The organism is Kribbella sp. NPDC104218, assembly GCF_055584105.1.
Window position 1 is genome coordinate 99,935 of record NZ_JBVJMQ010000001.1, and the last position, 26,219, is coordinate 126,153.

Consider the following 26,219-nt stretch of genomic DNA (forward strand, 5'->3'; position numbering starts at 1 on the left):
CCCTCGCCACCCGGCCGACACCTGTCGGCCAAACACCCGACAGCAGCACCCTCCAGTGCGACGACTACAGGGAGCCCGCGCGTTCCGCAGTATGGGATGCGAGCACACAGGACGGCTGCCGATCATGGCTTCGGACGCCACTTGTCCACAGCTTCGGCTATCGACGGGCCGCCGATTGATAGATGGAACTATCGTGGAGACATGGTCGATATCGAGCAGCCGAAGAAGAAGGCCGCCGGGGTGCCCGCGGTGCTCTCGTCGTTCAAGTTCGGCTTCCGTGAGATGGGCCCGGCCCGGACCGGCAAGGTCTTCTTGAAGATGAACCAGGACGGCGGCTTCGACTGCCCGTCCTGCGCCTGGCCCGATCCCGACCACAAACGCAAACACGCGGCCGAGTTCTGCGAGAACGGCGCCAAGGCGGTCGCCTGGGAGGCGACCCGTAAACGCGTCCCGCGGGAGTTCTTCGCCGAGCACTCGGTCGCCCAGCTGCACGAGATCTCCGAGTTCGACCTGGGCAAACTCGGCCGGCTCACTGAGCCGATGCTGCTCCGGGCCGGCGGCACGCACTACGAGCCGATCGGCTGGGCGGAGGCGTTCCAGGTCGTCGCTCGGCACCTGAAGGCGCTCCCCGATCCGAACGACGCCGTCTTCTACACCTCGGGCCGGACGAGTAACGAGGCCGCGTTCCTCTACCAGTTGTTCGTCCGCGCCTACGGGACGAACAACCTGCCGGACTGCTCGAACATGTGCCACGAGTCCTCCGGGACGGCGCTGACCCGGGTGATCGGCAGCGGGAAGGGCGCCGTCACGCTGGAGATGCTCGAGCAGGCCGAGCTGATCGTGGTCGTCGGGCAGAACCCGGGCACCAACGCGCCGCGGATGCTCAGCCACCTGGAGATCGCCAAACGCAACGGCGGCCAGATCGTCTCGGTGAACCCGCTGCCCGAGCCCGGCCTGATGAACTTCAAGAACCCGCAGAAGGTCGGCGGCTGGATCGGCAAGGGGACGGCGCTGGCCGATCAGCACCTGCAGATCCGGATCGGCGGCGACCAGGCGCTGTTCCTTGCCATCGGCCACTTGCTGATCGAGGCCGAACAGGCCAGCCCCGGCACGGTGCTCGACAAGGACTTCATCGACACCTACACCAGCGGTTTCGAGCTGTACGCCAAACACAACACCGAGCTGGACTGGCCGGCCGTCGAGCTGGCCACGGGGCTGCGCCGGGCCGAGATCGAGGAGCTGACCCAGCGCTTCATCGACTCGAAGGCGACCGTGATCTGCTGGGCGATGGGTCTGACCCAGCACCGCGAGGCCGTCGCCACGATCAGCGAGATCGTCAACGTGCTGCTCCTGCAGGGCAACATCGGCAAACCCGGCGCCGGGCCGTGCCCGGTCCGCGGCCACTCGAACGTGCAGGGCGACCGCAGTATGGGCATCTGGGAGAAGATGCCGGCGGCGTTCCTCGACCGGCTCGATCGCGAGTTCTCGTTCACCTCCCCGCGCGAGCACGGGATCGACGCGGCCGAGACGGTGCTGCGGCTGCGCGACGGCGCCGTCCGCGTCTTCTTCGCGATGGGCGGGAACTTCGCCTCCGCGACCCCGGACACCGAGGTCGTGCACCGCGGGTTGCGCGCCTGCGACCTGACCGTGCACGTGTCGACCAAGCTGAACCGCTCGCACACGGTCACCGGCCGCGAGGCGCTGATCCTGCCCACCCTCGGCCGGACGGATTTCGACCGGACGCCGAACGGCCCGCAGTCCGTCACCGTCGAGGACTCCCAGGGCGCCGTCCACCTGTCCACCGGGAACCTGACGCCGCCGGGGCCGGAGCTGAAATCCGAGATCGGCATCGTGGCCGGGATCGCGCAGGCCGTCGTCGCGGAGGTCGGGCAGATCCCCTGGGCGGATTTCGCCGATGACTACAGCCTGATCCGGCAGCGGATCGGCCGCGTCGCGGACGGCTACGAGGACTTCGAGGACCGGCTGCGGGCCAACGAGGGCGGTTTCCTGCTCGCGCACGCGGCGCGCGACAAACGCGAGTTCCGGACGTCGGACGCGAAGGCGCAGTTCACCGCGAACGACCTGAGTTGGTTGCCGACGGCACCGGGCCGGCTGCTGCTCCAGACGCTGCGCAGTCACGACCAGTTCAACACCACGATCTACGGCCTCGAAGACCGCTACCGCGGCGTCCACGGTACTCGCGAGGTCGTCTTCGTGCACCCCGACGACCTGCGGGAGCTCGGCCTGGAGGACGGCGCGTACGTCGACATCGTCAGCGAGTTCCGCGGGGTCGAGCGGCGGGCGTCGGGGTTCCGGCTCGTCTCGTACCCGACGGCGCGCGGGTGCGTGGCGGCGTACTACCCGGAGACGAACGTGCTGATGGCGGCCGACGACGTGGCGAAGGGCAGCAACACCCCGGTCGCGAAGGGGCTGACCGTCAGGCTGGAGCCGGTCGGGTCCTGAGCCAGGGTTGTGCGGTAGCGAGGGTGAGGGCGATAGCGGCGTTCAGGAGCCAGAGCCCTTCGGGGCCGGCCACTTCGAGCAGCCGGGTCACGATCAGCGGGGCGATGGTGGTGGCCACGCCCCAGCTGAGGCCGAAGATCGCGAGGTAGCGGGCGCGGGCTCCATCGGGGGCGAGGCCGGCGGCTCGGGTCAGGTAGCGGGTCAGCAGGAACATCTCGCCGAGACTCCACAGCACGGTCGCGAGCAAGAAGCCGGGCAGAGTCCGGGCGAAGGCGCAGACCACCAGGCCGACCGCGAGCAGCAGGTAGCCGAGACCCATCGCGCGGACGTCGTCCAGCTCGATCCGCAGCAGGCGCTGCCCGGCGATCAGGGTGATCGCGGAAACGGCGAGGACGATGCCGGTGCCGGACTGCGACAGACCGCGTTCGAGCAGAGTGAGCGGGACGCCGACGACCAGTTGCATGTAGAAGGTCGCGAAAGCGGTGCCGCTCGCGAGGAGGAGCAGAAGCCGGCGGTCGCGCCATGCCGCGACGTCGGGCCGGGTGCGGTTTCGGCGTCCATCGGGCGGTAGCGTGCGGGCGATCAGGAGCGCGCAGGCGAGGCAGGACAGCGCGTCCGCGACGAACAGCCAGCGCAGATCCCAGTGGCTGACGGCTGCGGCGAGCAGCCCGGCGAGCACACCGGCGGTCGCCATCGCGGCGCCGAGCAGCCCGTACGCCGCGGGCCGGTCGGCCGGCTCGGTGGCGTCGGCGATCGTTGCCTGGCTGGGAGGTTCGTAGATCTCGAACGACAGGCCGAGCAGAACCGTCGCGGCGACGGCCGACCAGAGCGTCGTACTGAGTGCGATCCAGAGCTGCGCGGTCGCGCAGCCGACCAGGCCGAGGACGATCGTCCGCCGCGGCCCGAGGCGATCGGCCAGCTGTCCGCCGAGGAGACGCGACGGGATGGTGGCCAGGCCGAACAGCGCGAGGATCAGCCCCGTCGCGGTCAGCGAGGCGTGGAACTCGACGGCGAGGACGATACCGAGGAAGGGCAGCGTGAAGGCGCCGATCCGGTTCACCGCGCGGGCGACGACGAGGATCCAGACCGTCCGGGACACGCGCGGCCGAGCAGTGACCACCATCAGGCCCTCCGTGACTAGCTAAGTCGATATGATCAGTCACGGACGAGCTTAGGAAGGAGACGCATGACCGGTCAAGTGTCTTTTGATAGTCATGCCCGCAGTGTGTTGGCCGCGTCGGTCGAGTACGTGAACCGGCTGACGCCCGGGTACGCCGGCGGTGCGCCACTCCCCGCACCGGCGGACGAGGCGCAGGCGGTGGCCGATGCGCTGGCCGCGATCGGCTACCCACAGCCGAGCGTCCGACCGGACGACGCGCGCCGGCTCGCGGCGCTGGCCGGGCGGATGCGGATCGTCTTCGAGTCGGCTCACGCCGGTGAGCTCGATCGGGCCGCGGCCGAGATCAACGCTCTCCTCCTCGACACGAACGCCCGTCCACAGCTCGACCGCCGTGATGACGGCTGGAGCCTGCACTTCCACGGCCCTGACGACACCCTCGTCAACGGCTGGGCCGCCGGCTGCGCCGCCGGTCTCGCCCTCGCCGTCGGCAGCGACCTCGGCGGCCGCCTCGGCGTCTGCGCAGCCCCCGCCTGCGACCGCGTCTTCGTCGACACCTCCAAGAACGCCCAACGCCGCTTCCACTCCCCCCAATGCCAAAGCCGCGTCAAAGCCGCCGCCCACCGCGCCCGCCAAACGACCTAGTCGCCGTCTAGGGTCGCTGGTCATGCCGATCACGCTGCGCCCCTACACCCCCGCCGACGCCGTTCCGACCTGGCGGGTCTACCACGCCGCGGTTCGGCGTACAGCGGCCCGCGACTACACCGAAGAGCAAGTCCGCGCCTGGGCGCCTGACGAAGTGGACACCGACGAGTGGACCGCTCGCCGGGCTTCGGCGTCCACCTGGATCGCCTGTGTGGACGACGAAGTCGCCGGCTTCAGCGACTTCACCGACGACGGCGTCCTCGACATGCTCTTCGTCCACCCCGACCACGGCGGCCGCGGCATCGCCCGCCTCCTCGTCGAGAAGATCCAGCAAGAAGCCGCCGCCCACGGACTCACGCACCTGGTGACGCACGCCAGCCGCACCGCCCGCCCCGCCTTCGAAGCCCTCGGCTTCACCGTCACCCGCGAGAACCCCGCCAACCAGATCCGCGGCGTCCACATCCCCAACTACGACATGCGTTTCGAGCTGCGGGGCGTCGCACCTGGGGTGTGACGCCCCGCGCGGGGTCAGCCGACTGGGGTTAGTTGGCGGTCGGGTTCGGCGGCCGGGGATGCGGCGTGTTTGGCGGGTTTGGGGCGGAGCCAGTTGGGGGCCCACCAGTTGGCGTCGCCGAGGAGGATCATGGCGCTGGGGAGGACGACGGCGCGGATGATGGTGGCGTCGATGAGGATGGCGACGGCCAGGCCGACGCCGAGTTGTTTCATGTCGAGGGTGCTGAGGGTGGCGAAGACCGCGAAGACGCCGATCATGACGGCGGCGGCGCTGGTGACGACGCCGGCCGAGCCGGTGATGCCTTCGGCGACGGCTTGTCGGGTCGGGACGCCGCGGAGGACCGCTTCGCGGATCCGGCTGACGACGAAGACGTGGTAGTCCATCGAGAGACCGAACAACACCACGAAGAGGAAGAGCGGGAGCCAGGAGACGACCGCGCCGTTCGAGCGGAAGTCGAGGATGCCTTCGGCCCAGGTGTTCTGGAAGACCGCGGTGACGACGCCGTACGCCGCGCCCGCGCTCAGCAGGTTGAGGACGATGGCGGTGACCGCGACGACCACCGAGCGGAACGTCACGATCATGACGATCATCGTCAGCAGCAGGACGAACCCGATCACCAGCGGCAGCTTCGACTTGGTGTGCGCCGCGTAGTCGACGTCGGCCGCGACGAAGCCGCCGACGGCGTACTCGGCGCCGGTCACCTTGCCGACGGTTTGCGGCATCAGCTCGGTGCGCAGTTTGGTCAGTGAGTCGCGCGCCTCGTCGCTACCGCCGTCGAACGGCGTCGCGATCTCGAGGGTGGCCACCGTGCCGTCCTTGGAAACGCGCGGCTCCTGCAGGCCGTCCTGCGCGAAGAGCTTGTCGCTCTTGGTGCGCTGCACCAGCTCGGCGAGCGCGGCCTTGACCGCGGGCGCCTGATCGGCGGGAGCCTTGATCGCGACCTGGTGGCTCGTCCCGGTGCTCGGGAAGGCGGTGGTCAGCCGGTCGTAGGCCTGCATGACCGGCGTCGTCCGCGGCAGGTCCTCGGTACCGGGGAACTTCAGCGCCATCCCCAGCGCCGGCGAGGCGACCGCGAGCAGCGCGACGACCGAGACCAGCAGCGTGGCGATCGGGTGCTTCAGCGCGGGTTTCAGCACGGTCGGCCAGAACTTCGGCTCCGACTTGCTCGCGGTCAGCCGCCAGAGCAGCGGGATCCGCGGCTTGTCCACCCAGCGGCCGAGCTTCGCCAGGACGGCGGGCAGCACGGTCAGCGAACCGATGACGGCGACCGCGACGACCAGGATCGAACCGACAGCGAACGACGAGAACACCGTGTCCCGGGCCAGGAACAGCCCGGCCATCGAGATGATCACCGCCGTCCCGGAGACCACGACCGCATGTCCCGAGGTGGCGGCCGCGATCTCGACCGCGTCGACGTGACCGCGGCCCTTGGCCCGCTCCTCCCGCTCGCGACGTAGGTAGAACAGCGAGTAGTCGACGCCGACCGCCATCCCGATCAGCAGGATGACGCTGTTCACGGCGTCCACCGCGGGGACCAGCTGCGACGCGGCGGCCGACAGCCCGATCGCGGCGGCGACGGCCGACAGTGCGAGCAGGAGCGGTACCGACGCGGCGATCAGCGCGCCGAACGCGACCAGCAGGATCGCCAGCGTGATCGGCAGACTGAACATCTCCGCGCGTTTGAAGTCCTCCCCGAGAGTCTCCTGGAGCGCCTGCCCGATCGACAGCCCGCCGACCTCCTCGATCCGGAGGTCCGGGTACTGCTTCTGGACGTCGGCGGTCGCGTCCAGCAGCGGCTGCACGCGATCCTTGTCCTCGCCGCCGCCCTCCTTCAGCGTGACCCGGACGATCAGCGCGTCCTTGTTCGGCGACGGCATCGGCTGGGCGACGTCCGCGACCCCACCGAGGGCGCGCATCCGCTCGCTCACCGCGCCGGCCGCCTGGCCGGCCTTGGCCTGGTCGAGCTGCCCGGACGGCGCCGTGATCAGCACGCTCTCCACATCCGGATCGTCGAACTGCCCGTCCTTGACGATCTGCTCGGACCGGGTCACCTCACCGATGTCCCCGTTGCTGTCGGACTTCTTCGTGCCGGTCGCCGCGCCGATCGCGAAACAGGCGATCACGAGGACCACCCACATCCCGATCGCCCGCCACGGATGCGTCGCGCTCCAGCGCGCCGCACGCACCGTGATCTGTCCCTTGGACATAACCGTCCCGCCCCTCTGCGCCGCCTCGACGCCCCACCCAGCGCACCTGGCGTGGCGCTGGCTACGGCTCAAAAGCCTCCCGTGCGGCGACCTCCGGAACCATGGAGGAAGGACCCGACGCGACCCTGGGGGTAGCCCTACCCGAACCCCTGACCGTCACGATCTGTAATCGGACGATCGCGACCGGTCAGAACTCCTCGAGGTCCAGCGACGAGGCCGCGGAGACCCCCTCGAGGTAGCCCTCGGCCCGCTCCGCCTTGGGGTAGCGGTGCACCAGCTCCCAGAACGCGGCGTTGTGGGCCGGCTCGATCAGGTGGGCCAGCTCGTGGACCAGGACGTAGTCCAGGACCCAGGCCGGCATCGACTGCAACCGGGTCGACAGCCGGATCGATCGGTCCGCCGGAGTACAGGAGCCCCACCGTCTGTTTTGGTTCGAAACCCAGCGCACGGACGCAGGTTCGGGCACTTCGGGGAGGTGACGACACGCGAGTTCGTGTGCTCTGGCCAACAATTTTTCGTCCGACACGCGGGATCTGCTGCGCTGCTTGTCCAGCCGCGCCAGCATGGTCTCCACCCAGCGCGCCTCCTCGGCCGCGGAGAGCCGATCGGGCATCAGCACGATCACCCGCTCGCCGTCCCGGTAGGCGCTCACGGTCCGCTTGCGCCGCTTGCTGCGACGGATGTCGACGTACGGCGGGATCGGGCGCGGCGGGGAATCGGCCATGAGGCAAAAACTACCTCCCGAATCCGACAACTTTCTTCGGTCCACATCCTGTGCATCGACGTTTTCGCAGGTCAGACGCCAGATCGCGAGGACGGCGACAACGGTTGTTCACACCGTGTTCCCCCGTCGGTCCACAGCGCCGGGCGGCGCGTCCCACAGGTTGCGCACAGAGTTATCCACAGGGGTGGACAACCTCCTCTTGCGCCGGACGGCGGCGCCTTCTAGCGTCGGGGTCAACAGGCTCCCGGACCGGCATCGGGGCCACTCGGAGGGGAAGCCGAGTGGTTCCGGCGGCGGCTCACCGGGAGCCTGTTCCGTGCCGGCCCGATCTGCGGAAAGGGTTTGCCCAGGCGGGGCCGAGCGCGTCGGTGGGCTTGAGCACGGCTCAGAAGGCCGTAGGGTGAATCCCGATTGGGCCGAACGGCCTACGGCAGGACGGTCTGCCGTTAGCATCCACGACTGGTCCGGTGACAACCCCGGGCTGATTCAGAAGCAAGGAGAGGGCCCTCATGGCAGAGACCTGGAGCGGCGAGTTCTACTGCGTCAAGTGCAAGGCCAAGCGCACCGCCGACGGCGAGGTCAAGGTCAACGACAAGGGCACGCGCATGGCGAAGGCCAAGTGCCCCGAGTGCGGTACGAACCTGAACCGGATCCTCGGCAAGGCCTGACGCACCACACCGCGGGGCGGTGACGGATCGAACACGGTCCGTCACCGCCCCGACGGCATTCCGGCCCGACACGAGGCCCCCGGCGCAGCCCCGGCTTGGGTCACCCGACAGAATGGGAGTGTGTCGGACCTCCCCCGCAAGGCGCTGAGCCGGACCGCGAAACTCGCCAGCCTGCCCCTGGGCGCCGCCGGCCGGGCGACGGTCGGTCTGGGTAAGCGGATCGGCGGCGCGCCCGCCGAGGCCGTGCTCGCCGAGTTCCAGCGCCGGACGGCCGAGCAGCTGTTCTCGGTCCTGGGCGAGCTCAAGGGCGGCGCGATGAAATTCGGGCAGATGCTGAGCCTGATGGAAGCGGCGATGCCCGAGGAGCTCGCGGCGCCGTACCGGGCCACGCTGACCAAGCTGCAGGACTCCGCTCCCCCGATGCCGATCGCGACCGTGGACACGATCCTGTCCCGGGAGCTCGGCAAGCGCTGGCGGGACCGGTTCACCGAGTTCAGCGACCAGCCGGCCGCGGCCGCGTCGATCGGCCAGGTGCACCGCGGCACGCTCAAGGACGGCCGCGAGGTCGCGGTCAAACTGCAGTACCCGGGCGCCGCCGAGGCCCTGCGCGCGGACCTGCGCCAGCTCGGCCGGTTCGCCCGCTCGTTCGGCGCGCTCGTCCCCGGGATGGACATGAAACCGCTGATCGCCGAGCTGCAGGAGCGGATCGGCGAGGAGCTCGACTACGACCGCGAGTCCCAGGCCCAGCAGCAGTACGCCGATGCCTTCAAGGACCACCCGGAGTTCGTCGTCCCGCGGGTCATCAAGCACTCCCCGACGGTCATCGTCTCGGAGTGGATCGAGGGCCGCCCGCTGTCGTCGTACATCGCCGAGGGCACCCGCGAGGAGCGCAACGCGATCGGCCTCAAGTACGCGCGGTTCCTGTTCAGTGGCCCGCGGGACGCCGGTCTGCTGCACTCCGACCCACACCCGGGCAACTTCCGGGTGATGCCCGACGGCCGCCTCGGCGTCGTCGACTTCGGCCTCTGCGCCCGCCTCCCCGAGGGGCTGCCGCCGGCGATCGGGCGGCTGCTGCGGATCTCGCTGAGCGGCGATGCGGTCTCGGTCCGCGACGGGCTGGTCGACGAAGGCTTCATCAAGCCCCGGATGGAGATCGATCCCGAGCAGCTGATGGACTACCTGGCGCCGTTCGCGGAGCCGGCCCGGGAGGAGACCTTCCACTTCAGCCGGGAGTGGATGCGCGCCCAGGCGAACCGGACCAGCGACTTCCGCTCGCCGAACGCGACCCTCGCCTTCAAACTCAACCTGCCGCCGTCGTACGTACTGATCCACCGGGTCTGGATCGGCGGGATGGCGGTGCTCTCGCAGCTCGACGCGGAGGCGCCGTTCCGCGGTGTCCTCGAGGAGCTGCTGCCCGGCTTCACCGACTGACGGTCACCAGTAGACGGCGTCCAGCTTGCCCTCGATGCTGCGGACGTTCTCGCGCGCGCAGGTGTCGCAGTACAGCAGCTTGCGGTCGCCCTCGACGGAGGTGGCCCAGGTCAGCGGGGTGTCCTCGGAGTCGGCCTGCCGACCGCATAGCGCACAGGTAGCTCTTGCCATGGCAGTAGTGTGCACCTCGTGCGCTGGCGGATCCATTCGGAGCAAGAAGTCTGGGGCAGCCGGTGGCTGAGCGTCCGGCGGCTGGACGTCGAGCAGCCCGACGGCGAGCGGGTCGCGTACGACGCCGTCCGGCTGAGTGACGTCGCCGCGGCCGTCGTGACGGACGCCGACGACCGGGTACTGCTGCTCTGGCGGCACCGCTTCCTCACCGACACGTGGGCGTGGGAGCTGCCGATGGGCATCGTCGAGGACGGCGAAACGCCGGTCGACGCGGCCGCCCGCGAGGTCGAGGAGGAGACCGGCTGGCGGCCGGGGCCGCTGAGCGAGCTGATCCGCGCGCAGCCGGGCGCCGGGATCATGGACGCCGTCCACCACGTCTTCCGCGCGACGGGGGCGACCCGCATCGGCGAGCCGACCGAGCGCAACGAGTCCGACCGGATCGAGTGGATCCCGCTGGCCGACGTACCGGCCCTGATCGCCCGCGGCGAGATCGTCTCCGGGATCACCCTCGTCGGCCTCCAGCAGGCCCTGCTGGCGGACCGCCGGCCCATCACAATCGGCGGCACCGGGGACGGCTGAGCGGGCAGCGCGGGTTTCGCGGCGATTGTGGAGTGCTGGGGAATCGAAGCAGGGCGGCACCCGGATGAGTGCCGCCCTGCGTTCAGCTGGTCAGGCTGTGGCGCCTACCTGGCCGGTCCTCCTGACGGACCGGCCGGGCGGGCGTAGTTGTTAGTGGTGTTCACACCAGGCGAGCGAGGGCGATCCGCGCACGCGCGCTGGCTCGCTCCGCTCGGCGGCTGGCCCGGGCGGCTTGCTTCTGGGCTCGCTCGATCTGGTGAGCGAGTCGGAAGCGCCGGTTCTGCTCCGCGTCGGTCAGGACCGACTGTTGATGAGCACGGGCGAGATCTTGGTGAAGTAGATGCATTTCAGTTCTCCTGCGAAAAGTCTGGGTCGACATGGTTCGTGGTCTCGATTCGGATGTGGGATCAGGCTGCGGTCATGGAGTCGCTCTTGCGGGGACGTCCACGGGGCCGCTTGCGCGCGACCACCGCACCCTGGACGAAGAGCTGGCCACCCCAGACACCCCAAGGCTCCGAGCGCTCGAGGGCGCCGGCCAGGCACTCGGCCTGGAGGGGGCAGGTGGAGCACAACGACTTCGCGTACTCGACATCCGCCGGCGATTCGGCGAAGAAGAGTTCTGGCGCGTAGGACCGACAGGGCAGGTCCTGCGACGTTGCAACCTCGGCGAAAACATCGAGGAAGCTAACGCTCATTCCGGTCACCTCCCAGTGACTTTGGTGCTAGGTCTCTTGCTGTCTTGAACGGTCAGCGGGTGCTGGCCGCCAAACTGTGGGGACAAACAAAAGGGCCGCGGGACCCTTTGGTGGGTTCCCGCGGCCTGGAGGTGCCGGGTCTGACTCGCTGTCAGACCGGTGGACTCCATGCTCGAGAACCCGAACCGCCGTACTTCACATCAGCGACAGCTCCGCCCTGAGACAGGACGGCACTGGGCGCCATGAGCACAACGGTCGCGACGCGCGGTCGCGGCGAGGCACCCTGGATCGGCGCGCACGGCAGCGCGAAGACGTCGCTGAACGGCTTCTGGATGGCGTTGATGGTGATCACTGGGCACCTCCTCTCGTTGTGGCGAAGCGGGCTGTTGGCTCGATCGCTATGGTTGTTTGAAGTTTTCGGCCAGACTTCGACCGCAGAAAGAACAGTACGCTGTCGTTCCCGAAGGCCGCAAACTATTTATTGGCAGGTTCGGGAACTTGGCCGGAAGTTGCCGCGTCGGCGTCCGAAATCGGTTGCCGCCGCTGGCTCCCACCACGCTCCGGGACGCGGCTCGCACGCTCCGGAATCGTTGCCTCTGTCACCTATGTGCCTTGTCTGCCAGGAGCAGACAGCAGCACGAAGTACAACCATGCGCTCTGTCCCGCCAGGCTGGCAACAGGTTTGCGGACGTTTGCACCTTCGTGCAATCAGCGGCCCAGGACGCCGGTCAGCCACCGGGTCCGCGTCGTCCGGGCGGCGACGGCGAGCGCGGCCGCCGGGAACATCGCGTCGAACCCGTGGAAGCCGCCGGCCCACACGTGCAGCTCCGCCTGTCCCCCGGCGGCCCAGATCCGGCTCGCGTAGGCGACGTCCTCGTCCCGGAACACCTCCGCGCTCCCGGCGTCGACGTACGTCGTCGGCAGGCCGGTCAGGTCGTCGGCCAGCGCCGGTGAGACGTACGCCGGGACGTCGTCCGGCGCCTCGCCGAGTACCGCGGCCCAGGCGAACCGGTTGGTCTCCGGCGTCCACACACTCGGCACCCCGGCGTACTGCAGGCTCGAGACGGTGTCGTTGCGGTGGTCGAGCATCGGACAGATCAGCAGCTGGGCCGCGATCGCGGGGCCGCCCAGATCACGAGCCATCAGCGTCACGCCCGCCGCCAGACCGCCGCCCGCGCTGATCCCGGCGACGACGATCCGCTCCGGGTCGATCCCGAGCTCCCCCGCGTGCTCGGCCACCCAGCACAGCCCGGCGTAGGCGTCGCGCACCGGCGTCGTCCCGCCGTGCTCCGGCGCCAGCCGGTAGTCCACCGTCACGACGACCACCCCGAGCTCCGCCAGCCACTCGAGCGGGATGTCGAGCTGCGAGAACCGGTCGCCGAGGATCATCCCGCCCCCATGCAGCCACACCACGGCACCGCGACCTGCGGCTGCCGGGGACGAGGTGGGGGTCAGGACGGTCAGTGGGACGGCGTGGCCGTCGGGAGCTGGGGTGGTGTGGTCAGTGCGGGTCAGGGGACGACCGGCGAGGAGCTGATCGGGCGGGAGGGCGGAGGCTTGGCGCATGGCGGGAAGGAGGTCAGAGGTGACCTCGGGGATGAGCGGGAAGTCGGACAGGAGGGTCTGGAGCTCGGGGTCGACAGCTGGGTGCATCGGAGTTGGCCTTTCAGAGGGCGGACTTGGCGGCGCGCGGGACGAAGTCGGTGTAGGGGGTGGCGTCGGCGGCCAGGGCTTGGGTTGCCGTGACGATGGCCTGGGCGGCAGGGGTGGCGAAGATGCGGTGGTGGTCCTCCTCGGAGGTCCAGCCTTCGGCGACGAGGACGACGTCCGGGTTGGCGGCGGACTGGGAGATGAGGAAGAACCGGCAGTACTCGGAGGAGCCGGGGTTGCCCGGCTCGAGAGCGGTGCGGAGGAGAGCGACGAGGTCGTCGCCCTTGCCGGGCTGGGCGGTGACGGTCGAGGTGAAGCCGTAAGTGGCGGTCATGGGATGCTCCTTTGGTTTGTTTCTCCTATTCCATCGGCGCGATCGTCGGTCTGGTAGCGCAAAGTTCCGGGGTTCTTGCACGATTCTCCAAAGTGCGGTGGAATCAAGACATGGATGAGCTCCGCAGCCTGCTGCGCCGGCACGTGCGGCCGGACGACCGGACGGCGATCGACGGGCTGCACATCGCGCGGATCGAGCAGTCCGGTCCGCCGTCGCCGTCGATGTCGGGTGTGGTGCTGGCGGTGCTGGTCGAGGGCGCCAAGCGGCTGGCCGTGGGCGAGCGGGTGCACCTGTACCGGCCGGGCGACTATCTGGTGGCCTCGGTCGATCTGCCGGTGACCGGGCACTTCGTCGACGCGACCGTCAGCGAGCCCGCCCTCGGGATGGCGCTCGTGCTGGAGCCCGCACTGATCGCCGATCTGCTGCTGCACGCCGGCCCCGGCGATCTCCCGAAGCCGCAAGCCGGTCCGGTGCCAGGGATCGCTGTCGGCACGCTGACCGACGACCTGGTCGACAGCCTGGTCCGGATCGTCCGGCTGCTCGAGCGTCCGCGGGACCAAGCCGTCCTCGCGCCGATGCTCAAACGGGAGATCCACTGGCGGCTCATCACCGGCGACCAGGGCGCGGCGGTCCGACAGCTGGGCCTGGCCGACAGCAGCCTGAACCACATCACCCGCGCCGCCCGCTGGATCCGGGAGAACTACGCCGAGCCGTTCCGCGTCGAGGACCTGGCCAAGCTGAGCGGTATGAGCCCGTCGGGCTTCTACCGGCACTTCCAGACCGTCACGGCGCTCAGCCCGATCCAGTTCCAGAAGCAGGTCCGCCTGCAGGAGGCCCGGCTACTGCTCGCCGCCCAGCCGCGCGACATTGCGACCGTCGCGCATCGCGTCGGCTACGACAGCGCCTCCCAGTTCAGCCGCGAGTACCGCCGTCAGTACGGCGTCCCACCCAGCCAGGACGCCCGGCTCCGCGAGCCCGCCTAACGCGTACAGATCACCAGGATCTGCTCGCCGTACTTCGTCAGCTTCGCGTGCCCGATCCCCGGGATCTGCCGCAGCGCGGACTCGTCCTCCGGCCGCGTCTCGGCGATCGCGGTCAGCGTCGCGTCGGTCAGGACGACGAACGCCGGCATCCGCTCGGACTCCGCCTGCTCGGCGCGCCAGGCGATCAACGCGTCGTACAGCTTCTGATCGATCGTCGACGGGCAGGCCTCGCAGCGGCCCAGCTTGCGCGCGCCGGGGTCGAGCAGCCCGCGCCCGCAGACCCGGCACTTCGGGATCGGCCGCCCGGACCGGGCCGCGCGCTCGGCGCGGTCGGTCGACGGCTCCCAGGCCGGCTGCTGCTGCCGCGACGTCCGGACGCCGATCGGATCCAGGAAGCGGGTCGGACCGCGCGTACCGCGGCCGCCGGGCGACCGCGACGTCGACCAGCTCACGAACAGCTGCTGTTTCGCCCGGGTCACCCCGACGTAGAACAGCCGCCGCTCCTCCTCCACCTGAGCAGGCGTCTGGGCATAGCTGATCGGCAGCGTCCCCTCATGGGCGCCGACGATGAAGACGCACTCCCACTCCAGGCCCTTGGCCGCGTGCAGCGTCGCCAGCGTGACGCCCTCCGCGAGCGGCGCATGCTGGATCGAGGCCCGCCGGTCCAGCTCGGCCATCAGCTCGGCCAGCCCGGCCGTCGGGTTCGCCGCGGCGAAGTCACCACTCATGGTGACCAGCGCGCTCAACGACTCCCACCGATCCCGGACGGCGCCCTTCCCGCTCGGCGGCTCCGGCGTCCAGCCCGCGCCGCCGAGGACGCCGGTCACCGTGGTCACCAGGTCGTCGGACAGGTCGCCCGCCTTCGCCTGACCGCGCAGCAGGACGGCGGCCTGGCGGATCTCGGCCCGCTCGAAGAACCGCTCGGCGCCCTTCAGCACGGCCGGGATCTTCCGCTCGGCGAGCGCCTGCTCGAAGTTCTCCGACTGGGCATTCGTCCGGAACAGGACGGCGATGTCGCGCAGCTGGACGCCCTCGTCCTGCAGGCGGGCCACCGCGCGGGCCACCGCGTCGGCCTCGGCGACCTCGTCGGAGTACTCGCGATAGACCGGCACCGGGCCGGGCTCGAGCTGCGAGCGCAGCGTCACGCGCCCGGGCAGACCGGACGGGCCGGCCGCGTCGAGGATCTTGTTCGCCACGTCGACGATCTGCGGCGTCGAGCGGTAGTCGCGGACCAGCTTCACCACGGTGGCCGACGGGTGCCGGGAGGCGAAGCGGACCAGGTTCTCCGGCTCGGCGCCGGCCCAGGAGTAAATGGTCTGCGCGGGGTCGCCGACGACGCAGACATCCTCACGGCCGCCGAGCCACAGATCGAGCAGGCTCTGCTGCAGGGGGCTGACGTCCTGGTACTCGTCGACGACGAACGTCCGGTACTGACGCCGGATCTCCGCCGCGACCCGCTCATCCTCGGCCAGCAGCGCGGTCGCGCAGAGCAGCACGTCCTCCAGGTCGATCCGGCCGCGCTCGAGTTTCACGTCCTCGTACGCCGCGAAGATCCGCGCGATCGTCGCCGGGTCGAAGGCGGCCAGCGCCCGGCCGGCCTTGGGCGCGAGCGTCGGGTAGTCGTCGGGGCGGACGTTGCTGACCTTCGACCACTCGACCTCACCGGCCAGGTCGCGCAGCGCGGGCGTGTCGACGCGGATCCGGCAGCGCGACGCGGCCTCGGTGAGCAGCGGGAACTTCCGGTCCGCGATCTGCGGCAGCTCGCCGCCGTACACCTTCGGCCAGAAGTAGCGCGCCTGCCGCAGGGCGGCGGAGTGGAACGTCCGGGCCTGGACGCCCTCGACGCCGAGCCCGGCCAGCCGGCCGCGCATCTCCCCCGCGGCGCGCTGGGTGAACGTCACGGCAAGCACCCGGACCGGGTCGAACGTCCCCGTCCGCACGCCGTAGGCGATCCGGTGCGTGATCGCGCGGGTCTTCCCGGTGCCGGCGCCGGCCATCACCACGACCGGCCCGTGCAGCGCGGTCGCCACCGCGCGCTGCTCAGGATCGAGCGCCGCAAGAAGATCTTCGGGCGCGCCGGAGCGTGTGAGGTCACTCACGGACTGCGTCATTCGGGAACAGCACCGCCTACGGCATGGTTCGTGTTGGTCGAGAGCAACCCTAGACGGCTCGCCGGACAGATTCAGAAGGAGACGGCCGATGGCGGCAGTAACGATGTACTCGACCCCGTGGTGCGGCTACTGCCATCGCCTCAAGGGCCAGCTGAAGCGGGCCGGGATCGAGTTCACCGAGATCGACATCGAGCAGGTCCCCGGCGCGGCCGAGCTGGTCGAGAAGATCAACAACGGGAACCAGACCGTGCCGACCGTGGTCTTCGCCGACGGCACCGCGATGACCAACCCGTCGCTGGCCCAGGTGGCCGAGAAGCTCGTCGCCTGAGCTGAGCCCCGCGACACCGCGGCGTCCGCCCTCCGGGGCGGGCGCCGCTTCCTTTTGCCCCCGGGCGGCGCCGAGCCATGGACTTACGGCCATGACCGTTTTACCTTCGAAGGAACCGCGCCGTAGGGAGTCCGCCCATGATTCCGCGTCGTTCCTTCCGTTCCGCCCTGTTCTTAACGGTCCTGGCCGTAATCAGTTGTTTGATCCAGCCCGCCGCCGTCGCCGCGCCGACCGGCCGCCCGGACCCGTGGCCGTCCGAGATCGGCCCCGCCCGCCCGGACGCCGTCCGTCCCGGCCTGTTACCCGACCCGATCGAGAATCTCGGCGCGCCGATCAGCTCGCTGACGGTGATGGAGGGGACGGTCGGCCGCTCGCCGGACGGCCGCGACATCGTGTACGCCGTCCCGGCCGGCGAGAACGCCAACCTGAACGTCGTCGACCTGCACACCAGGCAGCTGCTGCACACCGTCCCATTGCCGGGCGCCGCGGGCGCCTGGGGGATCGTCGTCGCCAGCGACGGCAGCCTCTACGTCGGCACCTATCCGAACGCACACCTGTATCGGTACGACCCTGTGGCCGGCACAGTCACCAGCCTGGGCCGCCCGATCGCCGGTGAGTCGTTCATCTACGGTCTGACCGCCGACAGCAACGGCAACGTGTACGGCGGCACGTACCCGAACGCCCACGCGTTCAAGTACAGCCGCAGCACCGGACAGATCACGGACTACGGTTCGCTCGACCCGGTCCAGCAGTACGCGCGGTCCACCGTCTACGACCCCGACCGGAACGCACTGTTCGTCGGCGTCTCCACACCGGCCGCAAAGCTGATCCGCATCGACCTGACCAGTGGCGCGATCCAGAACGTGACGCCACCGGGTCTGGTCGCCACGGAGTTCAACGACCTCGACTACGCGGGCGGACGGGTGTTCGCGAACGCCGCCGGTCGGTTGGTCGTCATCGACGCAGTCACCTACGAGCAGGTCAAGTTCACCGACGCTGCGACCGGCGGTCTGGTCCTGACGTACCCGATCGCGGCACGTGGCGTCTCTGGCGCCGGACCGGGCGGTGTGTACTTCACTACCGCGACGACGCTCAACGTGATGCGCTACGACCTGGCTGCGAACACCGTCAGCACTGCGACCAACCCGCCGGTCCGCATGAGCCGCGGTGCGGCGATTGGCTACGGCTGGGTGACCGAGAACGGCCAGCAGGTGCTGTACGGCCTGGCCGGCAACTACTCCGGCGGCACCTTCCGCTACGACCCACAGGCCAAGACACTCGCGCAGTGGAGCTCACCGTTCCAGTACGTGCCGGTCGCGCTGCAGCACACGATCGTCGACCCGGTCACCGGCAAGGTCTATGTGAACGCGTACCTCAACGGAACGACCTCGGTCTACGACCCCGCCACCGGCAGAGCCACGGTCACCGCACGGCAAGGCCAGGTCGAGGGCTGGTCGTGGGGCACCAGCCCGAAGATGTGGGTCGGCATCTACCCGTACGGCCGGCTACAGCTCTGGGACACCAGCGTCGCCGAGAGCCCGACCAATCCGAAGGTGCTGTTCAGCCTGGTCGACAGCGACCATCAGAACCGCCCGTTCGCGGTAGTCCCGTCCGGCAACAGCGTGTACGTCGGTACTACCCCCGGCTACGGCGAGTACGGCGGCGCAGTCACCGTCTACGACGTGCCCAGCAACACCTACAAGGTCTACCGGCATCTCGTCACCGACCAGTCGATCGCCTCCATTCTCCCGGTCGGCACGAGCCTCTGGGCCGGGTCCGCGATCGAAGGCGGCCAGGGCACCGAGCCAAGGGCCACCGAGGCCCGGCTGATCAAAGTCGACCCGGCGACCGGAGCTGTCAGCAAGAACGTCGTACCGGTCCCCGGTGCGGCCAGCATCAACGAGCTGACCATCGGCCCGGACGGCAACATCTGGGGGCTGGCCGACGGCACGGTCTTCGTGGCCAACAAGACCACCGGCGTCGTCCTGCGCACCTACCCGGTCTTCCCCGGCCGGATCACCGGACACGACGGTGCGCTGTCCTGGCGCGACGGCTACCTGTACGGCGTCTCCGGCGGCCGGCTCTTCGTCGTGGACGGACTGGGCGGCGCGTCGACCATCATCCGCGACCACGGCCTCAACCGGCTCGCCGAAGGCCCGGACGGCAAGTACTACTCGCTGCTCCGGCTGGACGGCTGGACCATCCCGACCAATCTGGCGTCGTACACGCCTCCGGCCGACCCCTGCGCGAAGTCCGACCTCCGGGCTCAGGTGTGGACCGGCAACATCAACAGCCAGGTGCAGAACCGCCACCTGCGCTACGGCTGCACACTGACCGACGAGCTACCGGATGCCAAAGCGCAATGGCCAAGCCACGGCGCCTACGTCGTCGCAGTCGACCGCAAGGTCAGGCAGCTGGAGTCCAGCGGGCAGATCGAGTACTGGGAGGGCATCATGATCCGCTTCGCCGCCGCGATCTCCAACGTCGGACGGCGGTGACGGCTACCAGCTCCCCGACAATCCCGAGCCGTACCATCCCTCGATCAGGCGGCGGCTGATCGAGATGTTGCCCGGGAGGGCCATCGTGCCGGCGTCCACCAGCGCACGAAGGTCCTCCCGGGTGAACCACTTCGCCTCGGCGATCTCATCGGCGTCCACCTCGATATCGGTGCTGACCGCCTTCGCGTAGAAGCCGAGCATCAGGCTCGAGGGCAGCGGCCACGGCTGGCTCCCGGCGTAGGCCACCTCGGGGCCGACGATCACACCGGTCTCCTCGAGCACCTCCCGGCGGACGGCGGCCTCCAGCGACTCGCCCGGCTCCACGAAGCCGGCCAGGGTCGAGTAGCGCCCTTCGGGCCAGGCGCCGTTGCGGCCGAGCAGCGCCCGGTCCTGGTCGTCGGTGACGAGCACGATGATGGCCGGGTCGCTGCGCGGGAAGTGCCGCATGCCGCACGCCGGGCAGTCCCGGACGTGGCCGGCCTCGGTCACCACGGTGTGCTCACCACAGTTACCGCAGTGGGTGTGGACGGCGTGCCAGTTGGCCAGGCCGACGATGTGGACGGCCATACCGGCTTCCCGGTCGTTCAGCAGAGCGCCGAGCTCGCGGAGCCCGGCGTACGACTCATCCGGCTCGTCAGCGATGACGACGGCGAACACCGCGCGTCCCTCGGCGGTCTGACCAGCGCCGGACTCACGGTCGATGCCCAGGAAGACCCGCGTGCCCGCAGGGGCCTCAGCGGGCGCGACCAGGCGCAGCGCCGTCCGGTCGTCGGTCACCTGCAGCTTGTCGGCGGCGACCACCGTGACCTGCGTGTCCGGCGCGGCCCAGGCCTTCTCCAGCCAGGCGTCGTCGCGCCGTCGATCGGCGGCCCGGTCCAGGACCGAGCGGGACAGGGCTAAGGAACCAGGAGCGATCGAGTAGGCCACATGACTCAACATATCCCGGCCGCGTGAGAGCATCCGGGCATGAGTATTCACATCGCCGCCGAGAAGGGGCAGATCGCGCCGCGCGTGCTGTTCCCCGGTGACCCGCTGCGGGCCAAGTGGATCGCGGAGACCTACCTGTCCGACGTGACCTGCTACACCGAGATCCGGAACATGTTCGGGTTCACCGGCACCTACAAGGGTGAGCGGATCTCCGTCCAGGGCTCCGGGATGGGCCAGGCGTCCGCCTCCATCTACGCGAACGAGCTGTTCGAGGAGTACGACGTCCAGACCCTGATCCGGGTCGGCACCTGCGGCGCGCTGACCGAGCGTGTGCGGGTCCGCGACGTGATCGTCGCGATGTCCGCGAGCACCGACTCGCAGATGAACCGGCTGCGCTTCCACGGTATCGACTACGCGCCGACCGCCGACTACCAGCTGCTGCGCGCGGCCGTCGACGCCGCCGAGGCGGCCAAGCTGAACGTGCACGTCGGCCAGGTCTTCTCCGGCGACCTGTTCTACAACGACCGCCCGGACCTGGTGTCCCGGACGGCGGACTACGGCGTCCTGGGGATCGAGATGGAGGCCGCGGCGCTGTACACGCTGGCGGCCAAGTTCGGTCGTCGCGCGCTCGGCATCATGACCGTGTCCGACCACCTGATCACCAAGGAGGTCACGTCGGCCGAGGAGCGCCAGACGACCTTCTCGGAGATGATCACGATCGCCCTGGACGCGGCGATCGAGGTGCCGGTCTGAACCGCAAGCAGAGCGCTGCAACCGCCATTGCCGCTCTGATGCTGCTGACCGCCTGCTCGTCCGGCGGATCGGACAAGGGCTCAGACACCCCGGCGCCGTCGGCTCCGACCTCAGCGCCGTCCGCTGAGGTCACCGCGGACCCGACACCGGTCAAAGCGGCCGCAGTGGTCGACGGGCTGGGCAAGGCCGGTTTCAAGTGCGGAACCGACGAGGCGTACGCCGTGTGTACGTCCGGAGGTGCTCAGGTCTCGGTACTGCTCGGCGACCACCCGCGTCCGCCAGTCGTGTCGCTACACGCCTCCGGTACGCCGGATGCGGCGTCCAAGGCCATCGGCGGCGTACTGCCGAAGGTGCTCGAGACGGCGAACGTGGGCCAGTCGCAGGACATCACCACCTGGTTCGGCCAGCAGAAGGCGACCGCGCAGATGACCGCGGGCGACTGGCTGATCGACTACACGGTCGAGACAGACACCGAGGAACCCGGTGTGAACCTGACCGTGACCGACAAGCTGTGCAAGACCAGCTGTCAGGCGGAGTGAAGCAACCGCTCCCCCAGCAACCGCCGAAAGGGCTCGACCAGCCCGGTGCGGGTGCGTAGGTAGCGTCGTCGGGAGCCGTCGTCGAGAATCAGCTCGACGGCGGTTCCGCGCACCTCGCGGACGACGCGCGCATGCTGCACCCGAGCCACCGGGACGAACTCCGGGTGCGCGACGACCTCCATCAGATCGTCGGTGATGCCCTTCGCCTCGGCCCGCAGCCGCCGGCTGCTGATCGCCCGGCCGGTCGCCGACGCCACCCCGAGCAGGTTGCCCACCCACTCCACCGCGACCATCAGCACCGCCAGCGCCAGACTGACCCCGGCGACCACGAGGAATGCGGTCTTCAGACCGCCGAAACCGGCCAGCCGCGACAGGTACGCCAGAACGAGCGCACCGGCCATCACAGCCACACACCAGATCGACAGGTCCCACCGGGAGCCGAGCACCGGCCGCGACGTCCAGCCGTCCGCAGTGAACTCAAGATCCACCAGACCGCCCGGCTCCGACCGCACGCGCTTCACCTTCACGGCGAAGAGCCTAGGCGCTGGTCAGGTCGTGATGAGCTTGGGCAGCACCTGGCTGACCCGGGCGACCAGCCGCTCGGTGACGCCCTCGGGGTCGGCGGCGTACCCGACGACGGCCTGCTCGAACAGGCCGTCGAGCAGCGCGTACGCCGTCGGCGCGTCGATGGCCGGCTCGCCGCCGACCAGCTCGGCGTACCGACTCAGGATCCGCCAGATCATCGCTTCGAGCAGCTGGTCGATCGCGACCACATCGGGACGCAGCTGCTCCTCGAACATGCTCTGGGCGCGCAGGTCGTACCAGAGCCGGTGCATCGGGGTTTCCTCGACGAGGGTCTGGGTCATCTTGGCCAGGAAACCCGCGCCCAGCTCCTCGGCGGTCGTCGCCGTTTCGACGACCTCGTCGTACCGCTTGGCGCACTTGGTCTTGTAGTAGCGCACGCAGTAGCTGATCAGGTCGATCTTGTCGCGGAAGTAATAGTGCACGACGCCGTGCGTGAACTCGGAGTTGTTCGCAATCTCGCGCAGGCTCGTCCGCGCGTAGCCGAGCTCGCCGAGGGTCTTCAGCGCCGATTCGGCCAGCGCGATCCGGCGGCGCTCGATCTTGTCGATCCCCGACACCCGGGCAGGCCGGTCGGCAACCTCACCCTCGAGGGCGTTCGAGCTCATCGCGACTCCTGTCGTCCGCCCCCGGTCCGTCCGGGTCAGCCTACCCGCCGCGGACCGGGCGCGCTCCGCGGCGGGGAGATTTCTTGACAACTGTCCAACAAAGTCTTGACGACTGTCAAAACCAGGGCCAGAGTGTGGAACCACTCACCCTGCGCGATCACCTGGTCGAAGACCTCGAAGCAAAGGAGCTTCCCGATGGGCGGACTCGATCTCTCCGGGCGCAAGGCCCTTGTCACCGGCGGGGCCCAAGGGCTCGGCGAGGGGATGGCCAAGGCCCTCGCCGCGGCCGGCGCGAAAGTCGTGGTCAGCGACCTGCAGAAGGACGCCGGTGAAGCGGTCGCCGACGCGCTGGACGCGGAGTACGGCGCCGGTAACGGCTTCGTCGCGCACGACGTGACCGACGACGGCAGCTGGGAGAACGCGGTCGTCGCGGCCAACGACATCCTCGGCGGCCTGGACATCCTGGTGAACAACGCGGGTGTGGAGATCACCAGCCTGCTCACCGAGGTGACGGCCGAGCAGATCCGCAAGATGCTCGACGTGAACGTCCTCGGCACCACGCTGGGTCTCAAGTGGGGCCTGCGGACGATGCGGCCCGAAGGCCTGGCCGGTCAGGGCGGCGCGATCGTCAACATCGCCTCGGTGGCCGCCACCATCGCCTTCCCCGGGATCGCGGTCTACTCGGCGACGAAGTCCGCCGTCGACCGGCTCACCCGGGTCGCGGCGATGGAGTCCGGCAAGCTCGGGTACGGCGTCCGCGTGAACTGCGTCTACCCCGGTCTGGTGCCGACGGCGATGGGCGCGGGCCTGGCGAACGACGTCGCCGAGATCGGGTTGTTCGAGTCCCCCGAGGCGGCGGTCGGTGCGGTCATCGGGCTGACGCCCGCCGGGCGGCTCGGCGAGGTGACCGACATGGCCGACGCGGTCGTCTTCCTGGCGTCGAACGAGGCACGGTTCATCACTGGTATCGGACTGCCGGTCGACGGCGGAATGGGGATGTGACATGGCTGCCAAACCCGTCGTCGTCTACGGCGCCTCCGGCTACACCGGTCGCCTGGTCTGCGAGTACCTCCGCCAGTACCACGTGCCGTTCGTCGCGGCCGGACGCAGCGAGGACAAGCTCAAGTCGTCCATGGACTCCGCAGTGCCCGGAATCGAGACGGCGGACTACGAGATCGCGACTGTCGACCACGACGTCGATTCGCTGACGTCCTTGTTCAAGGGCGCATCCGTAGTGCTCAACACGGTCGGACCGTTCAGTGAGCTCGGCCCAGCGGCCGTAGAGGCCGCTCTGGCCGCGGGTGCGCATTACACCGACACAACCGGTGAGCAGGACTGGCTGATCACCTGCGACGAGACGTACGGCGCGCAGTTCGCTGAGGCCGGCCTACTACTGGCTCCCGGCATCGCGCAGATGTACACAACGGGTGAGATCGCTGCCCAGCTCTGCCTGGAGCAGCCGGGCCTGGACACGCTGGACATTGCGGTGTTCTGGGGCGGCAGTCCGACCATCGCCTCGACACGCACGATTCTGGTGAACGCTGCGACGTCCAAGGCGCACTTCCTGGAGCAGAACCAGTACGTCGAGTTCCCTGAGCAGGGGCTCGTCCCACTGGTGGTGCCGGGTCAACACGAGCTGGCGCTGTCGCTGCCGTGGGGCGGTACGTCGCACCCGGTCTGGTTCAAGCGCGACCCGCGCGTCGCCAACTGCAAGGCGCAGGGTGGCGTTTTCAACGCCGCACTGATGAACGGCGTCCCGCAGATCGTCGCTGCCGCTTTGGAAGCCACGAAGGACATGGCGCCCGATGAGCGCAACGAAGCGCTCACTGCGACCGCGCGACAGGTCATGGACCAGATGCCGCCGCGGGAGAACCCTCGGGTGAACAAGTCGCTGGACTCCGTCCACGCCTCCGGCCCGCTGGGCCGGGCGCACTGTGTGATCCACGGCAACAGCAACTACCAGCAGACCGGCCTGCTGCAGGCCTACGCGGCGTACTCACTGCTGCAGACGCCGCCCAAGCGGGTCGGCTTCGCCAGCGGCTGCCAGGCCTTCGGGCATCGCGAGTTGCTCGGCGTACTGCGTGGGTTCGGGCTGGTGGCCGAGCCGCAGCTGACAGTGCAGCACTGAGAGGACAGTCATGCGACTGGTCGACTACCTGGACAAAGGTGCGTCACTCGGACCGGACAGGCCCTGCCTGACCACCGACGGCGAGACGCTGTCGTACGCCGACGTCCAGGTGCTGTCGCACCGGATCGCGGCCGGTCTGGCGGCGAGCGGCGTCGCACCGGGCGGCAAGGTCGCCATCTTGTCGGCGAACGACCCGATCGCGTTCAGCTGCGTTTTCGGGATCAGCCGCGCCGGTGCGATCTGGTGCCCGATCAACCCGCGGAACGAGGCCGCGGAGAACCGGGAGCTGCTCGACCGTTTCGACTGTGAGGTCCTCATCTACCAAGCGGCGTTCGCGCCGCTCGTGGACCGGATCCGGGATGCGTTGCCGAAGGTCCACACCTTCGTGTGCCTGGATTCCGAAACCGGCGCCGACCCCCACGGACGCCGGACCGTCGGCTGGGACACGTTCTGCGGGGGCGTGTCCCAGCCGGCCTTCGACGCGACCGACCCGGACGGACTGGCGATGATCGTCGGCACCGGCGGGACGACCGGTCAGCCCAAGGGCGTGATGCTCAGCAACGCCAATCTGGAGACGATGACCGCCCTGACGTTGATGGGCTACCCGTTCGGCGAGCGTCCGGTCTACCTGGCGCTCGCCCCGCTGACCCACGCCGCCGGAGTGCTGTGCTTCCCCATCCTCGCCTCCGGCGGCGAGGTGGTCATCATGCGCACACCTGACGTCCATGCGTTTCTGGCGCTCATCCCTCAGCACGGCGTGACGCACACATTCCTGCCGCCGACGCTGATCTACATGGCACTTGCGGCTCCTGAGCTCGACAGCACCGATCTGTCGTCGCTGCGGTGTTTCTGGTACGGCGCGGCGCCGATGTCGGTCACCCGGCTCGAGGAGGCGCTCCAGCGGATCGGCCCGGTGATGGCACAGCTGTTCGGGCAGACGGAGGCGCCGATGATGATCTCCGTGCTGCCGCCGGCCGAGCACTTCGATGCCGACGGCAACATTGCACGCGATCGGCTGGCCTCGGCCGGACGTCCGTCCGCGCTGGTCAACACGGCGGTCATGGGCGCCGACGGGACGCTGTTGCCGCCGGGCGAGCGCGGCGAGATCGTCGTCCGGGGCTCACTGGTGATGCGGGGCTACTACCGCGACCCGGAGGCGACGGCGGCCGCTTCGGCGTACGGATGGCACCACACCGGCGACATCGGCTATCTGGACGCCGACAACTACCTCTACATCGTCGACCGGGCGAAGGACATGATCATCACCGGTGGTTTCAACGTGTACTCGACCGAGGTCGAGCAGGCGCTGATGGCGCACGACGCCGTCCAGGACTGCGCGGTGATCGGGCAGCCGGACGAGAAGTGGGGCGAGCGCGTGGTCGCCGTCGTCCAGCTGCAGGCCGGGGCCACGGCGGACGCGGCCGAGCTGATCGCGTTCGCGAAGTCCCGGATCGGGAGCGTGAAGGCGCCCAAGGAAGTGCTGGTCTGGGCCGACCTGCCGCGCTCGAAGGTGGGCAAGGTGCTGAAGCCGGACATCAAGGCCCGGCTCCGCACCAACGCCTGA

26 protein-coding genes are annotated in these 26,219 nt (G+C 69.4%); 14 read left to right on the top strand and 12 right to left on the bottom strand.

Annotation, left to right across the window (positions count from 1 at the left end; all coding sequences use genetic code 11):
• Positions 1 to 201: 201 nt before the first annotated feature.
• On the top strand, positions 202 to 2,463 hold the full coding sequence (locus ACZ6ZD_RS00375) for an FdhF/YdeP family oxidoreductase (RefSeq protein ID WP_465666817.1): 2,262 nt from the start codon (positions 202 to 204) through the stop codon (positions 2,461 to 2,463).
• Here the strand turns inward: ACZ6ZD_RS00375 and ACZ6ZD_RS00380 are convergent.
• Complete coding sequence (locus ACZ6ZD_RS00380) at positions 2,438 to 3,586, bottom strand: MFS transporter (protein ID WP_465666819.1); 1,149 nt, start codon at positions 3,584 to 3,586, stop codon at positions 2,438 to 2,440. The two genes, ACZ6ZD_RS00375 and ACZ6ZD_RS00380, sit on opposite strands and share 26 nt — an antisense overlap.
• A 63-nt stretch (positions 3,587 to 3,649) precedes the next feature.
• On the opposite strand from ACZ6ZD_RS00380, the gene ACZ6ZD_RS00385 reads away from it, so the two are divergent.
• Both ACZ6ZD_RS00385 and ACZ6ZD_RS00390 read left to right on the top strand, forming a co-directional pair.
• A complete protein-coding gene (locus ACZ6ZD_RS00385; protein ID WP_465666821.1) occupies positions 3,650 to 4,225 on the top strand; it encodes a CGNR zinc finger domain-containing protein in 576 nt (191 codons plus the stop codon).
• A gap of 22 nt (positions 4,226 to 4,247) precedes the next feature.
• On the top strand, positions 4,248 to 4,739 hold the full coding sequence (locus ACZ6ZD_RS00390) for a GNAT family N-acetyltransferase (protein ID WP_465666823.1): 492 nt from the start codon (positions 4,248 to 4,250) through the stop codon (positions 4,737 to 4,739).
• A 14-nt stretch (positions 4,740 to 4,753) separates the two neighbouring features.
• Here ACZ6ZD_RS00390 and ACZ6ZD_RS00395 read toward each other — a convergent pair whose 3' ends face one another.
• Both ACZ6ZD_RS00395 and ACZ6ZD_RS00400 read right to left on the bottom strand, forming a co-directional pair.
• On the bottom strand, positions 4,754 to 6,946 hold the full coding sequence (locus ACZ6ZD_RS00395) for an MMPL family transporter (protein WP_465666825.1): 2,193 nt from the start codon (positions 6,944 to 6,946) through the stop codon (positions 4,754 to 4,756).
• A 187-nt stretch (positions 6,947 to 7,133) separates the two neighbouring features.
• Positions 7,134 to 7,670: a YgjP-like metallopeptidase domain-containing protein gene (locus tag ACZ6ZD_RS00400; protein ID WP_465666827.1), complete on the bottom strand. Its 537-nt coding sequence runs from the start codon at positions 7,668 to 7,670 to the stop codon at positions 7,134 to 7,136.
• A 509-nt stretch (positions 7,671 to 8,179) separates the two neighbouring features.
• Here ACZ6ZD_RS00400 and ACZ6ZD_RS00405 point away from each other — a divergent pair.
• The gene (locus tag ACZ6ZD_RS00405; RefSeq protein ID WP_012922897.1) at positions 8,180 to 8,338 is read left to right on the top strand and encodes a DUF5679 domain-containing protein; all 159 of its coding nucleotides are present in this window, start codon (positions 8,180 to 8,182) and stop codon (positions 8,336 to 8,338) included.
• A gap of 120 nt (positions 8,339 to 8,458) precedes the next feature.
• A complete protein-coding gene (locus ACZ6ZD_RS00410; protein WP_465666829.1) occupies positions 8,459 to 9,769 on the top strand; it encodes an ABC1 kinase family protein in 1,311 nt (436 codons plus the stop codon).
• Between the two features lie 3 nt (positions 9,770 to 9,772).
• Here the strand turns inward: ACZ6ZD_RS00410 and ACZ6ZD_RS00415 are convergent, their stop codons facing one another.
• Positions 9,773 to 9,940, bottom strand: coding sequence for a hypothetical protein (locus ACZ6ZD_RS00415; protein WP_465666831.1), 168 nt, complete (start codon positions 9,938 to 9,940; stop codon positions 9,773 to 9,775).
• 18 nt (positions 9,941 to 9,958) lie between these two features.
• Here ACZ6ZD_RS00415 and ACZ6ZD_RS00420 point away from each other — a divergent pair, with 18 nt between their 5' ends.
• Entirely contained in the window at positions 9,959 to 10,519 is a 561-nt protein-coding gene (locus tag ACZ6ZD_RS00420; RefSeq protein ID WP_465666833.1) for an NUDIX hydrolase, read from the top strand.
• Positions 10,520 to 10,926: 407 nt separating this feature from the next.
• Here the strand turns inward: ACZ6ZD_RS00420 and ACZ6ZD_RS00425 are convergent, their stop codons facing one another.
• From ACZ6ZD_RS00425 to ACZ6ZD_RS00440, 4 genes are all read right to left on the bottom strand, one after another.
• Positions 10,927 to 11,214: a WhiB family transcriptional regulator gene (locus ACZ6ZD_RS00425; RefSeq protein WP_465666835.1), complete on the bottom strand. Its 288-nt coding sequence runs from the start codon at positions 11,212 to 11,214 to the stop codon at positions 10,927 to 10,929.
• A 151-nt stretch (positions 11,215 to 11,365) separates the two neighbouring features.
• Positions 11,366 to 11,566, bottom strand: coding sequence for a hypothetical protein (locus ACZ6ZD_RS00430; protein ID WP_465666837.1), 201 nt, complete (start codon positions 11,564 to 11,566; stop codon positions 11,366 to 11,368).
• 356 nt (positions 11,567 to 11,922) lie between these two features.
• Positions 11,923 to 12,867, bottom strand: a complete 945-nt coding sequence (locus ACZ6ZD_RS00435; RefSeq protein WP_465666839.1) for an alpha/beta hydrolase — start codon at positions 12,865 to 12,867, stop codon at positions 11,923 to 11,925.
• 13 nt (positions 12,868 to 12,880) lie between these two features.
• Positions 12,881 to 13,198, bottom strand: coding sequence for a putative quinol monooxygenase (locus tag ACZ6ZD_RS00440; RefSeq protein WP_465666841.1), 318 nt, complete (start codon positions 13,196 to 13,198; stop codon positions 12,881 to 12,883).
• A gap of 110 nt (positions 13,199 to 13,308) precedes the next feature.
• On the opposite strand from ACZ6ZD_RS00440, the gene ACZ6ZD_RS00445 reads away from it, so the two are divergent.
• Entirely contained in the window at positions 13,309 to 14,181 is an 873-nt protein-coding gene (locus ACZ6ZD_RS00445; protein WP_465666843.1) for an AraC family transcriptional regulator, read from the top strand.
• Here ACZ6ZD_RS00445 and ACZ6ZD_RS00450 read toward each other — a convergent pair.
• On the bottom strand, positions 14,178 to 16,292 hold the full coding sequence (locus ACZ6ZD_RS00450; protein WP_465666845.1) for an ATP-dependent DNA helicase UvrD2: 2,115 nt from the start codon (positions 16,290 to 16,292) through the stop codon (positions 14,178 to 14,180). The two genes, ACZ6ZD_RS00445 and ACZ6ZD_RS00450, sit on opposite strands and share 4 nt — an antisense overlap.
• An 88-nt stretch (positions 16,293 to 16,380) precedes the next feature.
• On the opposite strand from ACZ6ZD_RS00450, the gene ACZ6ZD_RS00455 reads away from it, so the two are divergent.
• Both ACZ6ZD_RS00455 and ACZ6ZD_RS00460 read left to right on the top strand, forming a co-directional pair.
• Entirely contained in the window at positions 16,381 to 16,620 is a 240-nt protein-coding gene (locus ACZ6ZD_RS00455) for a mycoredoxin (RefSeq protein ID WP_465666847.1), read from the top strand.
• A gap of 137 nt (positions 16,621 to 16,757) precedes the next feature.
• Complete coding sequence (locus ACZ6ZD_RS00460; RefSeq protein WP_465666849.1) at positions 16,758 to 19,118, top strand: hypothetical protein; 2,361 nt, start codon at positions 16,758 to 16,760, stop codon at positions 19,116 to 19,118.
• A 3-nt stretch (positions 19,119 to 19,121) separates the two neighbouring features.
• Here the strand turns inward: ACZ6ZD_RS00460 and nudC are convergent, their stop codons facing one another.
• Positions 19,122 to 20,045, bottom strand: a complete 924-nt coding sequence (gene nudC, locus ACZ6ZD_RS00465) for an NAD(+) diphosphatase (RefSeq protein WP_465666851.1) — start codon at positions 20,043 to 20,045, stop codon at positions 19,122 to 19,124.
• Between the two features lie 39 nt (positions 20,046 to 20,084).
• Between nudC and deoD the strand changes: the two genes are divergently transcribed.
• Positions 20,085 to 20,798 carry a purine-nucleoside phosphorylase gene (deoD, locus tag ACZ6ZD_RS00470; protein ID WP_465666853.1) on the top strand — a complete coding sequence of 238 codons (714 nt, stop codon included), beginning with the start codon at positions 20,085 to 20,087 and terminating at the stop codon, positions 20,796 to 20,798.
• A gap of 38 nt (positions 20,799 to 20,836) precedes the next feature.
• The gene (locus ACZ6ZD_RS00475; RefSeq protein WP_465666855.1) at positions 20,837 to 21,337 is read left to right on the top strand and encodes a hypothetical protein; all 501 of its coding nucleotides are present in this window, start codon (positions 20,837 to 20,839) and stop codon (positions 21,335 to 21,337) included.
• On the opposite strand, the gene ACZ6ZD_RS00480 is transcribed toward ACZ6ZD_RS00475, so the two are convergent.
• Both ACZ6ZD_RS00480 and ACZ6ZD_RS00485 read right to left on the bottom strand, forming a co-directional pair.
• Complete coding sequence (locus ACZ6ZD_RS00480; RefSeq protein WP_465666857.1) at positions 21,325 to 21,864, bottom strand: hypothetical protein; 540 nt, start codon at positions 21,862 to 21,864, stop codon at positions 21,325 to 21,327. The two genes, ACZ6ZD_RS00475 and ACZ6ZD_RS00480, sit on opposite strands and share 13 nt — an antisense overlap.
• Positions 21,865 to 21,885: 21 nt before the next feature.
• A complete protein-coding gene (locus ACZ6ZD_RS00485; RefSeq protein ID WP_465666859.1) occupies positions 21,886 to 22,527 on the bottom strand; it encodes a TetR/AcrR family transcriptional regulator in 642 nt (213 codons plus the stop codon).
• Positions 22,528 to 22,722: 195 nt separating this feature from the next.
• Here ACZ6ZD_RS00485 and ACZ6ZD_RS00490 point away from each other — a divergent pair, with 195 nt between their 5' ends.
• The 3 genes from ACZ6ZD_RS00490 to ACZ6ZD_RS00500 are packed head-to-tail and all read left to right on the top strand — an operon-like array spanning position 22,723 to position 26,219.
• Positions 22,723 to 23,529: an SDR family NAD(P)-dependent oxidoreductase gene (locus tag ACZ6ZD_RS00490; RefSeq protein ID WP_465666861.1), complete on the top strand. Its 807-nt coding sequence runs from the start codon at positions 22,723 to 22,725 to the stop codon at positions 23,527 to 23,529.
• Between the two features lies 1 nt (position 23,530).
• Complete coding sequence (locus tag ACZ6ZD_RS00495) at positions 23,531 to 24,655, top strand: DUF5938 domain-containing protein (protein ID WP_465666863.1); 1,125 nt, start codon at positions 23,531 to 23,533, stop codon at positions 24,653 to 24,655.
• Positions 24,656 to 24,665: 10 nt separating this feature from the next.
• The gene (locus ACZ6ZD_RS00500) at positions 24,666 to 26,219 is read left to right on the top strand and encodes an acyl-CoA synthetase (RefSeq protein ID WP_465666865.1); all 1,554 of its coding nucleotides are present in this window, start codon (positions 24,666 to 24,668) and stop codon (positions 26,217 to 26,219) included.